Below are 12208 nucleotides of genomic sequence, written 5' to 3' on the forward strand. Positions count from 1 at the left end.
ACTTATGGCTTATCAATCTCAGGACATTATTCGTCGTTCCGCGACTAACGGTTTCACGCCCGCGCCTCAGGCGCGGGACCACCAGCAGGAAGTGGCGAAGCTTATCGATGTTACCACCTGTATCGGCTGTAAAGCCTGTCAGGTGGCCTGTTCAGAGTGGAACGACCTCCGTGACGAAGTGGGTCACAACGTCGGGGTGTACGACAACCCGGCCGACCTGACCGCCAAGTCCTGGACGGTAATGCGTTTCTCTGAAGTGGAGCAGAACGACAAACTGGAATGGCTTATCCGCAAAGACGGCTGTATGCACTGTGCGGATCCGGGCTGCCTGAAGGCGTGTCCGTCAGAAGGGGCTATCATTCAGTATGCCAACGGCATTGTCGACTTCCAGTCCGAGCAGTGCATCGGCTGCGGCTACTGCATCGCGGGCTGCCCGTTTGACGTGCCGCGACTGAACCCGGAAGACAACCGCGTCTACAAATGTACGCTGTGCGTTGACCGCGTGAACGTTGGCCAGGAGCCAGCCTGCGTGAAAACCTGTCCAACCGGCGCCATTCACTTTGGCTCCAAAGAGGATATGAAAACGCTGGCGGCCGAACGCGTGGGTGAACTGAAAACCCGTGGTTACGATAACGCTGGCCTGTACGATCCGGCCGGTGTGGGCGGTACGCACGTCATGTACGTGTTGCACCATGCCGACAAGCCGAATCTGTATCACGGCCTGCCGGAGAACCCGGAAATCAGCGCCACCGTGAAGTTCTGGAAAGGCATCTGGAAACCGCTGGCAGCGGTAGGCTTTGCTGCCACCTTCGCAGCGAGCATCTTCCACTACGTCGGCGTCGGTCCGAACCGCGCGGAAGAGGAAGACGACAACCTGCATGAAGAGAAAGACGAGGTGCGCAAATGAAAAAACGTGACACCATCGTGCGCTACACCGCGCCGGAACGCATCAACCACTGGGTCACCGCCTTCTGCTTTATGCTGGCGGCGATAAGCGGGCTGGGGTTCTTCTTCCCGTCCTTCAACTGGCTGATGCAGATACTGGGTACGCCACAGCTGGCGCGCATCCTTCACCCGTTCGTGGGTGTGGTGATGTTTGCCTCGTTTATCATCATGTTTTTCCGTTACTGGCACCATAACCTAATCAATCGGGATGATATCTTTTGGGCGAAGAATATTCGTAAGATCGTCGTCAACGAGGAAGTGGGTGACACCGGGCGTTATAACTTCGGCCAGAAGTGCGTATTCTGGGCGGCGATTATCTTCCTGGTCCTGTTGCTGGTGAGCGGCGTGATCATCTGGCGTCCGTACTTTGCGCCTGCTTTCTCAATCCCGGTGATCCGATTCGCGCTGATGCTGCATTCATTTGCCGCAGTGGCGTTAATTGTGGTTATCATGGTGCATATTTACGCCGCCCTCTGGGTGAAAGGCACCATTACCGCGATGGTGGAAGGATGGGTAACCAAAACGTGGGCGAAGAAACATCACCCGCGTTGGTACCGTGAAGTCCGCCAGAAACAGGAAAAGTCATCTGAATGAGTATTCGCATAATCCCGCAAGATGAGCTGGGGTCGAGCGAGAAACGCACGGCGGAATATATTCCGCCGTTGTTATTCCCCAGACTCAAGAACCTCTACAACCGCCGTGCAGAGCGCCTGCGCGAGCTGGCAGAGAACAACCCGCTGGGCGATTTTCTGCGTTTTGCCGCGCTGGTTGCCCATGCGCAGGAAGTGGTGCTGTACGACCACCCGCTGCAAATGGATCTGACTGCGCGCATCAAAGAAGCCAGTGAGCAGGGCAAGCCGCCGCTGGATATTCACGTCCTGCCACGTGACAAGCACTGGCATAAGCTGCTGCATTCTCTGATTGCCGAGCTGAAGCCCGAGATGAGCGGCACCGCGCTGGCGGTCATTGAGAACCTGGAAAAAGCCTCCGATCAGGAGCTGGAAGAGATGGCGAGCGCGCTGTTTGCCTCTGACTTCTCGCTGGTCAGCAGCGATAAAGCGCCGTTTATCTGGGCTGCGCTGTCGCTCTACTGGGCGCAAATGGCCAGTCTGATCCCCGGTAAAGCGCGCGCCGAATACGGCGAAGCGCGCCAGTTCTGTCCGGTGTGTGGCTCAATGCCAGTCTCCAGCATGGTACAGATCGGCACCACCCAGGGGCTGCGCTACCTGCATTGCAACCTGTGTGAAACCGAGTGGCATGTGGTGCGCGTGAAGTGTAGCAACTGCGAGCAGACCCGCGATCTGAACTACTGGTCGCTGGAAAATGAAGACGCGGCGGTAAAAGCTGAAAGTTGCGGCGATTGCGGTACGTATCTGAAGATTCTGTATCAGGAGAAAGACCCGAAAGTTGAAGCGGTGGCCGACGATCTCGCCTCGCTGATTCTGGACGCCAAAATGGAGCAAGAGGGCTTTGCCCGTAGCTCTATCAACCCGTTCCTGTTCCCGGGTGAAGGGGAGTAATCTCCTGTAATAGTGCCGGGCGGCGCAAGCTTGCCCGGCCTACAGTTGATAAGGCGTAACGACCTCATCAATACCCGAAAAATCTTTCGTATTTCGAGAAATCAACGGACATTTTCTGCTCTGGGCTGTGGCCAGAATGATGGCATCAGGCAGTTTCATTCCATGTTTTTCACGCAGTAAAACGCTTCTTTCCGCGATATCCCGAGACACATCAATAATTTCGAAAGCGCCCATCACGGCTGCCGTTTTCGCTTCATGACCATGCCTGCGTGCGCCCACCATCACCTCCATCCAGGTAATTAAGCTAATGGCTCGATGTGACGCGGCATGATCAATCGCATCCGCAGCTTCGACACGGTTGTTGAAGAGATCAATGAGAATATTGGTATCAAACACGGCCATATTGTTCACGATCACCATTCCTCACGCAGCTTACGTTCATACTCCAGCCCGTCTTCTTTCTTGTCTCCCCACAAGCCAAGCGCAGCGCGGATAACAGACGAACTCTGCTGGTCGAGATACAGCTCTATCGCCTCCCGTAGCAGCTCAGCGCGCGGCTGATTTCGCAGTTGCTTGAGGTTATCCAGCCGTTGAATCACGTCATCAGATAAATCGATCAGTATTCTGCCCATATCCAGTTCCGCCAAAACACTCATATATCACCCTAGTATATCATCTGCGGTTAATTTTCAGGCAAAATACACCTTATCAATTTAGGGTTAAAGGGCATTTTTTCGAGAGTAATCAATTTTGCGAGCCGCTTTCCATATCGTTCGCATCCTCAGATTTCGCTGTTTTCATCTGCATTAAATCAGGCTATAAATCTGTATATACATACAGCAAAAGGACATCACCATGGCACTGGAAAAGGGTATTGATAGGCTTGTGCAGGATTTTATCGCTGCAGGCCGACCTGGCGCGCGTAAGCAGAGTATTGATGACCGGAGAGCCGGATATGTAGCCAGCACTGTACTTGCCGGCGAGACCGAAACCCGCGTGCAGGTTGAAACGCTTGTCATTGATGGCCTTACCTTTCGGGTATTTTCGCCTCTCAATGTCTCTGAAACGTTACCTTGTGCCCTCTACTACCATGGCGGTTGTTTTGTCAGCGGTGGGTTTGCAACCCATGACAATCAGCTCCGCCAGCTGGCGTATTACGGTCAGTGTCGGGTGGTTGCGGTTCAGTACAGGCTGGCACCGGAGCATACCTTCCCCGCTGCGCATGATGATGCAGAGAGAGCGGCGGAGCTTGTCTGGCAACATGCAGAAAAAGTCGGTGTGGATAAAAACCGGATTACGCTTTGTGGTGACAGTGCAGGCGGCCATCTGGCACTGGTCACCGCGCTGCGGCTCAAGGCTAAAACACAGTGGAATCCGGCCCAGCTTATCCTTATCTACCCTATGCTCGACGCCACAGCCAGCTTTGCAAGCTACACCCATAATGGGCAGGACTACGTTATCACGCGCGATACGCTGCTGAGTGGTTATGACATGTACCTGGCAGAGACAGACCGCCGGACCCCTGAAGCCAGCCCACTCTGGCGGGATGATTTCAATGGCCTGCCGCCGGTGCATATTATTACCGCCGAGTACGATCCGCTATGCGACGAGGGTCAGGCACTTTATCAACATATGACAGAACAAGGGGTTATTTGCACAGCGCAGCATTGGCTGGGTGTCATCCACGGCTTCTTCCAGCTTGCCGGCGTCAGTCCATCAGCGCGAGATGTTCTTCGGGACATCGCCTGGCGGATCAACTCCGCCCGGCGATAACATCGGGGAACCTTACTCCTCCTCGTTCCCGCCCTCTTCATACGCGCCAAACGGCTTCGCAGGCAGAACGATATAGGTGCCTTCAAACACCGCGCCTGGGGTTTCATCGCCAAAGAGTTCAACCTGCATCTGTACACGGGCTTTGCGACCGCGCGCCAGGCGGTCGAGATCGCCCCCCAAAGAGCCGAGATCGGCCACGGCGCTCGGTTTGCCGCTTATGGGGGCGCTGTAGCGAATATGGGCATCAGCCAGAATGATCGTGCCGCCAAGGTGGCGTTCACGCAGCATCAGCCAGATAAGCCCCCAGCCGGTGAGCGTGGCGAGCGAAAACAGGCTGCCGGCAAAGAGCGTGTGGTGTGGGTTCTGATTGCCGGTTTCCGGCATGGTGGTAATGAATTTTTGCCCGGTGTACTGCTGAATACGCACCCCCATCTTTTCACTCAGAGGGATGTGCTGATACCAGGCCTGCTGAAGCTGTCCGCACCAGTCCGCGCGGTGGAGAATATCATCCAGCGTGGCGATGGGTTTAATCATCAAAAAGTGGCGAATCGGCGTGGTTTGCGGGGTCGTAATTTCCCCCTGATTAACAAAACCGAGTTTGGCGAAGAACTCAACAGCATCTTCGCGGGCGCTACAGGTCACGCGCTTAACGCCTTCCTGACGGGCCACGGACTCCAGGGTCATCGCCATCAGCGTACCTAACCCTTTGTCCTGCACGGAGGGATGGACCGCCATAAAACGAATAGAGGCTTCGTTATCGGCATTAATATACAGACGCCCGACGGCAACGAGGTTACCCTCTTCGTCCATCACCATCTGATGATGTGCCATGGCGTCCCAGGCGTCGCGTTCAGACCCTTTAGGCTGATGTAATGGCTTGCGCAGCATTTCCCAGCGGAACTGGTAATAGGCTTCTAACTCTTCTTCCGTTTGCGGTACTCGAAGGTGATACATAGCTGTACTCTCTCTTGTTACCCGCGGCCACGCCGCCAGTTGGCTCATACCTGGAGCCAGAATGTGACGGGGCCATCGTTCACCAGCGATACCTGCATATCTGCAGCAAATCGTCCGGTTTGCGTATTCATTTCCTGTTGGCGACAACGCTCAACAAAGTACTCGTAAAGCGCTTCTGCCCGATCCGGGGCCGCACCTTTTGAGAAACTCGGGCGCATGCCGCGTTCGGTATCGGCGGCCAGCGTAAACTGGGAAACCACCAGCACGCTTCCGCCCGATTGCTGGACGTTAAGGTTCATCTTGCCTTCCGCATCACTGAAGATACGGTAGCCCAGCACGCGTTCACATAAGCGGTTGGCTTTTTGTTCGTCGTCATCCTTTTCGACACCTAACAACACTAAAAGTCCTGGGCCAATTTCACCCGTCACCTCTCCCTCCACGGTGACGCTGGCACGGGTTACGCGCTGTATCAATGCAATCATGGTTGGTCTGCTTCTTGTTGTTTTTCAGCTTCTGCTGCTTTTTTAAGTTCGCGGTATACGCCGAGAGTGACAGTTATTTCCGCACCAAGCAAGACGATACACCAGGTCCAGTAAACCCAGACAAACAAAATGGGGATCACCGCCAGTACGCCGTAAATGAGCTGATAGGAGGGGAACATGGTGATGTAAAGGGCAAACCCTTTTTTGCCCAGTTCGAAGAGTACCGCTGCCACCAGTGCGCCAACAACCGCATCACGGTTCGGCACGCGCGTGGTCGGCACCACACTGTAGAGCAGCCAGAAAGAGAGCCACGATAAAATCAGCGGGAAGATACGCAACACGTTATCAATGGCACCGTTGAGATCGCTGGCCCAGCGCAGGGAGAGCAGATAGGAGCTAATCGCCAGGCTCGCCCCCGCCAGCAGCGGGCCGAGAGTTAAAATCATCCAGTAAACAGCAAAGGAATAGACCTTCGGGCGGACTTTTTTACTCCGCCAGATTGTATTAAGCGCACTGTCGATGGAGTACATCAGCAGCAGCGCGGTGACGATAAGCCCGCACGCCCCCACTGCCGTCATCTTGCTGGAGTTTGCGACAAACTGTTCAATGTAGTTCTGGATCACATCGCCAGTGGCAGGAATAAAATTCGCAAAGACGAAGTGACGCAACTGCAGGCTGACCTCTGCAAACATGGGAAAAGCGGAAAAAAGGGCAAAAATAACCGCCACCAGCGGTACCAGGGAGAGCAACGACACGTAGGCGAGGTTACCCGCCAGCGTGGTCATGTTGTCCTCATCAATACGGTGCCAGAGGAGTTTTAGCCAGGCCCTGAGCGGGCGAGTATGGTGCGTGGCTTTTAGATGAACGGTTTTTAGCATAACTGCTTCGCAAAGTAGTTCGGTATCGTCTCTTTTCCGGTCACCAGAATTGACGTAATACCCAACTGGTTAGCTCCCTCTATATTATCGGCATTGTCATCGAAAAAGACCGCATCGGACGCGGAGAATCCTTCCGCTTGCAGTACCGCCTGATAAATCCGCGCTTCGGGTTTACGCATCCCCATCTCTTGCGAGAGGTAGATTTTATCTGCTGCGGCCTTAACTTCTGGATATTCTTCAGGCCAGAACGTGGTGTGCAGGCGGTTGGTGTTCGACAGCACGACGACCCGGTGACCCTGCTCGCGAAGTTTATGCATGATGTCGATAACCTCAGGGCGGATAGCGACAAATACAGCCTGCCAGCCGTGGGAGAACTGTTCGTAGCTTAACGGCAGATCCATTTCATGGCACAGACGTTCAGCAAACACTTCGTCGCTGATCTCACCCCGTTCATGCTGATGGAATGTCTCGCCCATGGCGAAACTCTGTTTTAACGTCGCCAGCGGGACACGGCTAAAATCGCTCCATGCGCCCAGCACCCGATTGAAATCGATATCGACGATTACATTTCCTAAGTCAAAGATATAAAGCATGTTTATCTCCTGCTCGCCGTGGAAAAGTAACTGTAGCGGGAAAGATAAGGTTTGGCTATGCGCCAGATTCAGCTTAAAGAAAGGAACGGCCCGAAGGGATTTTCGGGCCGTCAGAGAGGTTATCCAGCCTGCTGCTCGTCGCCTGTGCTGACTTCGACAACTTCTACCTTGCTGAATTTGAGATGGTTATGTAGCGCAGAGCCGGGCAGTTCATCGGTAAAGAGCGCCGTTGCCTGCGCCACGTTGCCAATTTCCACGGCGGCAGAGGCGGTGTATTTCGTATGATCGGCCGCCAGTAAAATATGTCTGGCGTGAGCCATCATCGTTTTCACCACGCTGGCTTCATTGACGTCAAACTCCATCATCGCGCCGTCGTGTTCAATCGCCCCCACGCTGGTCACCAGATAATCCGCCCGAAAGCCAGACACGAACGCCGTCGCCGCCGGACCGATAATGCCGCCGTTATGTGGACGCAGCGTACCGCCGGGCACCATCACCTCAAAACGCGGATTTTTATAGAGGATGTGTGCCACCCGCAGACTGTTAGTGATGATACGCAGATGGTTATGGTTGAGCAGCGCACGGGCCACGTGCTCCACGGTCGTGCCAATGGTGATGAAAATAGTGGAACCATCAGGAATATAGTCGGCAATTGCTTCGGCAATCGCCCGCTTCTCTTCAGTCAGCGACACTTCGCGCTGCTCAAAGGCCGTGTTCACCACGCTGGATGCCCTGCCCGCACCGCCATGATGTCGCGTAATCAGTCCCTGTTCGCTCAGCTTGCGGATATCCCGGCGCACGGTTTGCGTCGAGACGTCCAGCAGCTGCGCCAGTTCATCAATGTTCATATATCCGCGATCGGCTATCAGCGTCAGCAGCTGATCGTGACGCGGGTTGCCGGTCAGTTCGGTAAGGCTCATGGGCTGTCCTCTGAAAACCATCACGCCCCGCATTTTATACAAAAAGTGACAAAAAAGAGCGGGTTTGATCACAGTCGGGTATACCTGCGCGACCGCCGGGCTGAGTACATTTCAGCGCGGCGACGGCGCTGGCGAAACGCACGGCTTGCGCTGGAGATAACCGTTGCGCCAGGCTGACCGCCAGGGCACCGTGGAAAACATCCCCCGCCCCGGTGGTATCAACCACCTCGACCTCAAAACCCGGCTGATGGCACTGGACACCGTTCTCCAGCCAAAAGCAGCCGTCCCGGCCCTGCGTGACATAGACATGTCCATTTGTGAGCGTTTGTGCTTTTTTAAGCGCACCTTCCGTTTCCTCAAGATGGCTTACCCGACGCAGCCCCGGCGCGGAAAAGGCAGCATGATCGCTGAGGGCGATAAGTTCCGCGATGTCCTGAGGGGTTGTATCCGCATCGAGCAACGTGGGGACGCCTTGCTGGCGGGCAAGGGTAAACGCCTGCTTCGCCCCTTCATGCCAGCGCACATCGGCTAAAACAATGTCCCATTGCGAGAAGTCGATGCCCTGCAGCCAGTCTGCCGCAGCGGGAAGATCGGGGCTGGGATAGTTCGCGATGATGCGTTCCCCGCTGCCGTCCACCAGCACCGCCGATTGTGACGAGCGGGCATCTTTCACTATGCGCGTGTAGCGGGTGTTCACCCCCAGGGATTCCAGCTCCGCAAGCAGCCTTCTGCCGGTATCGTCGTCACCCACCCGGCCAATAAAATCCACGGATGCCCCCAGTTTTGCCGCCGCCACCGCCGCAGTTGCCGCCGGGCCGCCGCCCACTTCCGTATAGTCTTTTGCGACATATTTCCCACCTTCTTTTGGTAAATCATTGAGATACCAGATGCGATCCAGCACGGTTATGCCGACACAAACGATGCGAGTCATGGTGCTTCCTTCTGCAATTTCTGATGCCTTCATTTTAATTTCATCAAATGTTTAAAAAGTGACCCCTGTCAATTTTTTGACTATAAATTACAAATACGATCAAAAACAGACAACATAAACGCGCAAAAATTGACACGATATGACAGGAGAGAGGCATGTCAGCAATCGCATTTATCGGTTTAGGGCAGATGGGCGCGCCAATGGCGAAGAATCTGTTGAAGCAAGGTCACCAGCTTCAGGTCTTTGATGTGAACCCGCAGGCGGTTCAGATCCTGGTGGAGAGCGGCGCGAAGGCGGCGGCAACGCCCGCGCAGGCCGCAACGGATGCCGAGTTCGTCATTACCATGCTGCCCAACGGCGACCTGGTGCGCAGCGTGTTGTTTGGCGAACACGGCGTTTGCGAAGGCTTATCTCGCGACGCGCTGGTGATCGATATGTCGACCATTCATCCCCTGCAAACCGACGCGTTGATCCACGACATGGCCGGGCGTGGCTTCAGCCTGATGGACGTACCTGTCGGGCGCACCTCAGACCATGCCATCGCCGGCACGCTGCTCCTGCTGGCAGGCGGCACGGCGGAGCAGGTTGAGCGCGCCACCCCCGTCTTAATGGCGATGGGCAATGAGCTGATTAACGCCGGCGGGCCGGGCATGGGCATCCGCGTGAAGCTTATCAATAACTACATGAGCATTGCGCTAAACGCCCTGTCCGCCGAGGCGGCCGTGCTGTGTGAAGCGCTCGGTCTCTCCTTTGAGGTGGCGCTCAAGGTCATGAGCGGCACGCCTGCAGGTAAAGGCCATTTCACCACCTCCTGGCCGAACAAGGTGCTGAAAGGGGATCTTTCACCCGCCTTCATGATCGACCTTGCACATAAAGATCTGGGGATCGCCCTGGACGTGGCCAACCAGCTCCACGTTCCGATGCCGCTGGGCGCGGCTTCCCGCGAAGTTTACAACCAGGCACGCGCCGCCGGGCGCGGGCGCGAAGACTGGACAGCCATTCTTGAACAGGTTCGCGCATCTGCCGGGCTGAAAAAATCACACTGATACGAAAGGACTGAGGAATGACGATGTACACCCTGAAAGATATCACCCGACCTTCCGGCGGTTTTGCGATGCTGGCCGTCGATCAGCGCGAAGCGATGCGCCTGATGTTTGCCGCAGCAGGTGCGCCGGTGCCGGTCACGGACCAGCATCTGACGGATTTTAAGGTCAGTGCGGCGAAAATTCTGTCGCCGTACGCCTCTGCCATTCTCGTCGACCAGCAGTTCTGCTATCGCCAGATTGTGGAGCAGCAGGCCGTAGCTAAAAGCTGCGCGCTGATTGTGGCGGCCGACGAGTTTATTCCTGGGAACGGTATTCCCGTCGACAGCGTGACGATCGACAAGAACGTCGATGCGCAGGCGGTCAAACGCGATGGCGGCAAGGCGCTGAAATTACTGGTGCTATGGCGTAGCGATGAAGACGCGCAGCAGCGTCTTGAGATGGTGAAGGCATTTAACTCCCTGTGCCACGACAACGGCCTGCTGAGCATTATAGAGCCGGTGGTACGTCCACCGCGTCGCGGCGCCGGGTTTAACCGCGAACAGGCGATTATCGATGCGGCCAAAGAACTGGGCGACAGCGGTGCAGACCTCTACAAAGTGGAGATGCCGCTGTTGGGTAAAGGCACGCAGCAGGAACTGCTGGCGGCCTCGCAGAAGCTGAACGAGCACATCGCCATGCCGTGGGTGATCCTCTCCTCCGGCGTGGACGAAAAATTATTCCCGCGCGCCGTGAGCGTTGCCATGCAGGCGGGGGCATCAGGCTTTTTAGCCGGTCGCGCCGTCTGGTCATCGGTGATTGGCCTGCCGGACACCGGGCTGATGCTTCGCGATATTTCCGTACCTAAACTGCAGCGTCTGGGTGAGATCGTCGACGAAATGATGGCTCGCCGTTAAGAAAGGACCCGAACATGAAATGGTTTAACACCCTGAGCCATAACCGCTGGCTCGAACAAGAGACCGACCGCATTCTTGATTTCGGTAAAAACGCCGCCGTACCGACCGGCTTCGGCTGGCTGGGCAATAACGGGCAGGTTCGCAGCGATATGGGCACGCATCTGTGGATCACCGCCCGTATGCTGCACGTTTACGCGGTAGCGGCGAACATGGGTCGTCCCGGTGCGTATGCCCTGGTTGAGCACGGCATCAATGCCCTGAACGGCCCGCTGCGCGACAAACAGTACGGCGGCTGGTACGCCTGTGTTAACGATGAAGGCGTGGTGGATGCCTCCAAGCAGGGCTATCAGCACTTCTTCGTACTGCTGGGCGCGGCGAGCGCCGTCACCACCGGACATCCGCAGGCGCGCAGGCTGCTGGACGACGCCATTGAGGTGATTGAGCGCTACTTCTGGAGCGAACAGGAGCAGATGTGCCTGGAGTCCTGGGATGAAGCTTTCAGCAAAACGGAAGATTACCGCGGCGGTAACGCCAACATGCACGCCGTGGAAGCCTTCCTCATCGTGTATGACGTAACCCACGATCGTAAATGGCTCGACCGCGCCCTGCGCATCGCCTCGGTGATTATTCACGACGTGGCGCGCAAAGGTGAGTATCGCGTTAACGAGCATTTCGATACCAACTGGAACCCGATCCGCGACTACAACATCGATAATCCCGCCCACCGTTTTCGCGCCTACGGCGGCACACCAGGGCACTGGATTGAGTGGGGCCGCCTGATGCTGCACCTGCGTGCCGCGCTGGAAGCCCGCTTCGAAACCCCACCGGCGTGGCTGCTGGAAGACGCCAAAGGACTGTTCCACGCCACCATCCGCGATGCCTGGGCGCCAGACGGAGCCGATGGGTTCGTCTACTCCGTTGGCTGGGACGGCAAGCCTATCGTGCGCGAACGCGTGCGCTGGCCGATCGTCGAGGCGATGGGCACTGCGTATGCGCTCTACACCGTAACCGGCGAGGCGCAGTACGAAGCCTGGTATCAGAAATGGTGGGATTACTGCATCAAATACCTGATGGATTACGAGAACGGATCCTGGTGGCAGGAGCTGGACACCAACAACGAAGTGACCACCAAAGTCTGGGACGGCAAGCAGGATATTTACCATCTGCTGCACTGCCTGGTGATCCCCCGCCTGCCGCTGGCCCCGGGCTTAGCCCCTGCCGTAGCCGCCGGATTACTGGATAGCCAGGCCAAATAATAAAGACGGAGTTTTCT

The 12208-nt window shown here is 56.2% G+C and carries 15 protein-coding genes; 7 read left to right on the forward strand and 8 right to left on the reverse strand.

The window, feature by feature from the left end; translation table 11 throughout:
* The first annotated feature begins 4 nt into the window (after positions 1 to 4).
* From fdxH to fdhE, 3 genes are read left to right on the forward strand one after another with little or no spacing between them, the layout of a single operon-like run.
* Complete coding sequence (fdxH, locus tag AK59_RS0106725; protein WP_014833793.1) at positions 5 to 907, forward strand: formate dehydrogenase subunit beta; 903 nt, start codon at positions 5 to 7, stop codon at positions 905 to 907.
* The gene (gene fdoI / locus AK59_RS0106730) at positions 904 to 1539 is read left to right on the forward strand and encodes a formate dehydrogenase cytochrome b556 subunit (RefSeq protein ID WP_013099357.1); all 636 of its coding nucleotides are present in this window, start codon (positions 904 to 906) and stop codon (positions 1537 to 1539) included. The genes fdxH and fdoI overlap by 4 nt, the downstream gene beginning before the upstream one ends.
* Positions 1536 to 2465: a formate dehydrogenase accessory protein FdhE gene (gene fdhE / locus AK59_RS0106735; protein ID WP_029882351.1), complete on the forward strand. Its 930-nt coding sequence runs from the start codon at positions 1536 to 1538 to the stop codon at positions 2463 to 2465. The genes fdoI and fdhE overlap by 4 nt, the downstream gene beginning before the upstream one ends.
* 39 nt (positions 2466 to 2504) lie before the next feature.
* Here fdhE and AK59_RS0106740 read toward each other — a convergent pair whose 3' ends face one another.
* Both AK59_RS0106740 and AK59_RS0106745 read right to left on the reverse strand, forming a co-directional pair.
* On the reverse strand, positions 2505 to 2876 hold the full coding sequence (locus AK59_RS0106740) for a type II toxin-antitoxin system VapC family toxin (RefSeq protein WP_080292722.1): 372 nt from the start codon (positions 2874 to 2876) through the stop codon (positions 2505 to 2507).
* A 2-nt stretch (positions 2877 to 2878) separates the two neighbouring features.
* Positions 2879 to 3121 (reverse strand): ribbon-helix-helix domain-containing protein, encoded by a 243-nt coding sequence (locus AK59_RS0106745; protein WP_020686881.1) that lies wholly within the window; start codon positions 3119 to 3121, stop codon positions 2879 to 2881.
* Positions 3122 to 3320: 199 nt separating this feature from the next.
* On the opposite strand from AK59_RS0106745, the gene AK59_RS0106750 reads away from it, so the two are divergent.
* Positions 3321 to 4238 (forward strand): alpha/beta hydrolase, encoded by a 918-nt coding sequence (locus AK59_RS0106750; RefSeq protein ID WP_029882353.1) that lies wholly within the window; start codon positions 3321 to 3323, stop codon positions 4236 to 4238.
* Between the two features lie 12 nt (positions 4239 to 4250).
* Here the strand turns inward: AK59_RS0106750 and fabY are convergent, their stop codons facing one another.
* The 6 genes from fabY to AK59_RS0106780 all read right to left on the reverse strand — a co-directional run bounded on the left by fabY (position 4251) and on the right by AK59_RS0106780 (position 8996).
* Positions 4251 to 5192, reverse strand: a complete 942-nt coding sequence (gene fabY, locus AK59_RS0106755; RefSeq protein WP_013099362.1) for a fatty acid biosynthesis protein FabY — start codon at positions 5190 to 5192, stop codon at positions 4251 to 4253.
* Positions 5193 to 5236: 44 nt separating this feature from the next.
* Positions 5237 to 5674 (reverse strand): D-aminoacyl-tRNA deacylase, encoded by a 438-nt coding sequence (gene dtd / locus AK59_RS0106760; RefSeq protein WP_013099363.1) that lies wholly within the window; start codon positions 5672 to 5674, stop codon positions 5237 to 5239.
* Positions 5671 to 6552 (reverse strand): virulence factor BrkB family protein, encoded by an 882-nt coding sequence (locus AK59_RS0106765; protein ID WP_029882354.1) that lies wholly within the window; start codon positions 6550 to 6552, stop codon positions 5671 to 5673. Before AK59_RS0106765 ends, dtd begins: the two co-directional genes overlap by 4 nt.
* The gene (gene yihX, locus AK59_RS0106770) at positions 6546 to 7145 is read right to left on the reverse strand and encodes a glucose-1-phosphatase (RefSeq protein WP_013099365.1); all 600 of its coding nucleotides are present in this window, start codon (positions 7143 to 7145) and stop codon (positions 6546 to 6548) included. The genes AK59_RS0106765 and yihX overlap by 7 nt, the downstream gene beginning before the upstream one ends.
* A 119-nt stretch (positions 7146 to 7264) precedes the next feature.
* Positions 7265 to 8065: a DeoR/GlpR family DNA-binding transcription regulator gene (locus tag AK59_RS0106775; RefSeq protein WP_020686879.1), complete on the reverse strand. Its 801-nt coding sequence runs from the start codon at positions 8063 to 8065 to the stop codon at positions 7265 to 7267.
* A gap of 34 nt (positions 8066 to 8099) precedes the next feature.
* Complete coding sequence (locus tag AK59_RS0106780; protein WP_029882355.1) at positions 8100 to 8996, reverse strand: sugar kinase; 897 nt, start codon at positions 8994 to 8996, stop codon at positions 8100 to 8102.
* A gap of 155 nt (positions 8997 to 9151) precedes the next feature.
* On the opposite strand from AK59_RS0106780, the gene yihU reads away from it, so the two are divergent.
* Genes yihU through yihS form a run of 3 tightly spaced genes read left to right on the forward strand, consistent with a single transcriptional unit; the run spans position 9152 to position 12191 of the window.
* A complete protein-coding gene (gene yihU, locus AK59_RS0106785; protein ID WP_029882356.1) occupies positions 9152 to 10042 on the forward strand; it encodes a sulfolactaldehyde 3-reductase in 891 nt (296 codons plus the stop codon).
* 17 nt (positions 10043 to 10059) lie between these two features.
* The gene (gene yihT / locus AK59_RS0106790) at positions 10060 to 10935 is read left to right on the forward strand and encodes a sulfofructosephosphate aldolase (protein ID WP_029882357.1); all 876 of its coding nucleotides are present in this window, start codon (positions 10060 to 10062) and stop codon (positions 10933 to 10935) included.
* Positions 10936 to 10949: 14 nt separating this feature from the next.
* The gene (gene yihS, locus AK59_RS0106795; protein WP_013099370.1) at positions 10950 to 12191 is read left to right on the forward strand and encodes a sulfoquinovose isomerase; all 1242 of its coding nucleotides are present in this window, start codon (positions 10950 to 10952) and stop codon (positions 12189 to 12191) included.
* The last annotated feature ends 17 nt before the right edge of the window (positions 12192 to 12208 follow it).

The organism is Enterobacter sp. T1-1 (assembly GCF_000710795.1).
Classification (GTDB): Bacteria; Pseudomonadota; Gammaproteobacteria; order Enterobacterales; family Enterobacteriaceae; genus Enterobacter; species Enterobacter cloacae.

Bases quoted from the DNA above. Each gene is read 5' to 3' on its own strand.
- fdxH (WP_014833793.1), top strand. From the start codon at position 5: ATGGCTTATCAATCTCAGGACATTATTCGTCGTTCCGCGACTAACGGT.
- fdoI (WP_013099357.1), top strand. From the start codon at position 904: ATGAAAAAACGTGACACCATCGTGCGCTACACCGCGCCGGAACGCATC.
- fdhE (WP_029882351.1), top strand. From the start codon at position 1,536: ATGAGTATTCGCATAATCCCGCAAGATGAGCTGGGGTCGAGCGAGAAA.
- AK59_RS0106745 (WP_020686881.1), bottom strand. From the start codon at position 3,121: ATGAGTGTTTTGGCGGAACTGGATATGGGCAGAATACTGATCGATTTA.
- AK59_RS0106750 (WP_029882353.1), top strand. From the start codon at position 3,321: ATGGCACTGGAAAAGGGTATTGATAGGCTTGTGCAGGATTTTATCGCT.
- fabY (WP_013099362.1), bottom strand. From the start codon at position 5,192: ATGTATCACCTTCGAGTACCGCAAACGGAAGAAGAGTTAGAAGCCTAT.
- dtd (WP_013099363.1), bottom strand. From the start codon at position 5,674: ATGATTGCATTGATACAGCGCGTAACCCGTGCCAGCGTCACCGTGGAG.
- AK59_RS0106765 (WP_029882354.1), bottom strand. From the start codon at position 6,552: ATGCTAAAAACCGTTCATCTAAAAGCCACGCACCATACTCGCCCGCTC.
- yihX (WP_013099365.1), bottom strand. From the start codon at position 7,145: ATGCTTTATATCTTTGACTTAGGAAATGTAATCGTCGATATCGATTTC.
- AK59_RS0106775 (WP_020686879.1), bottom strand. From the start codon at position 8,065: ATGAGCCTTACCGAACTGACCGGCAACCCGCGTCACGATCAGCTGCTG.
- AK59_RS0106780 (WP_029882355.1), bottom strand. From the start codon at position 8,996: ATGACTCGCATCGTTTGTGTCGGCATAACCGTGCTGGATCGCATCTGG.
- yihU (WP_029882356.1), top strand. From the start codon at position 9,152: ATGTCAGCAATCGCATTTATCGGTTTAGGGCAGATGGGCGCGCCAATG.
- yihT (WP_029882357.1), top strand. From the start codon at position 10,060: ATGACGATGTACACCCTGAAAGATATCACCCGACCTTCCGGCGGTTTT.
- yihS (WP_013099370.1), top strand. From the start codon at position 10,950: ATGAAATGGTTTAACACCCTGAGCCATAACCGCTGGCTCGAACAAGAG.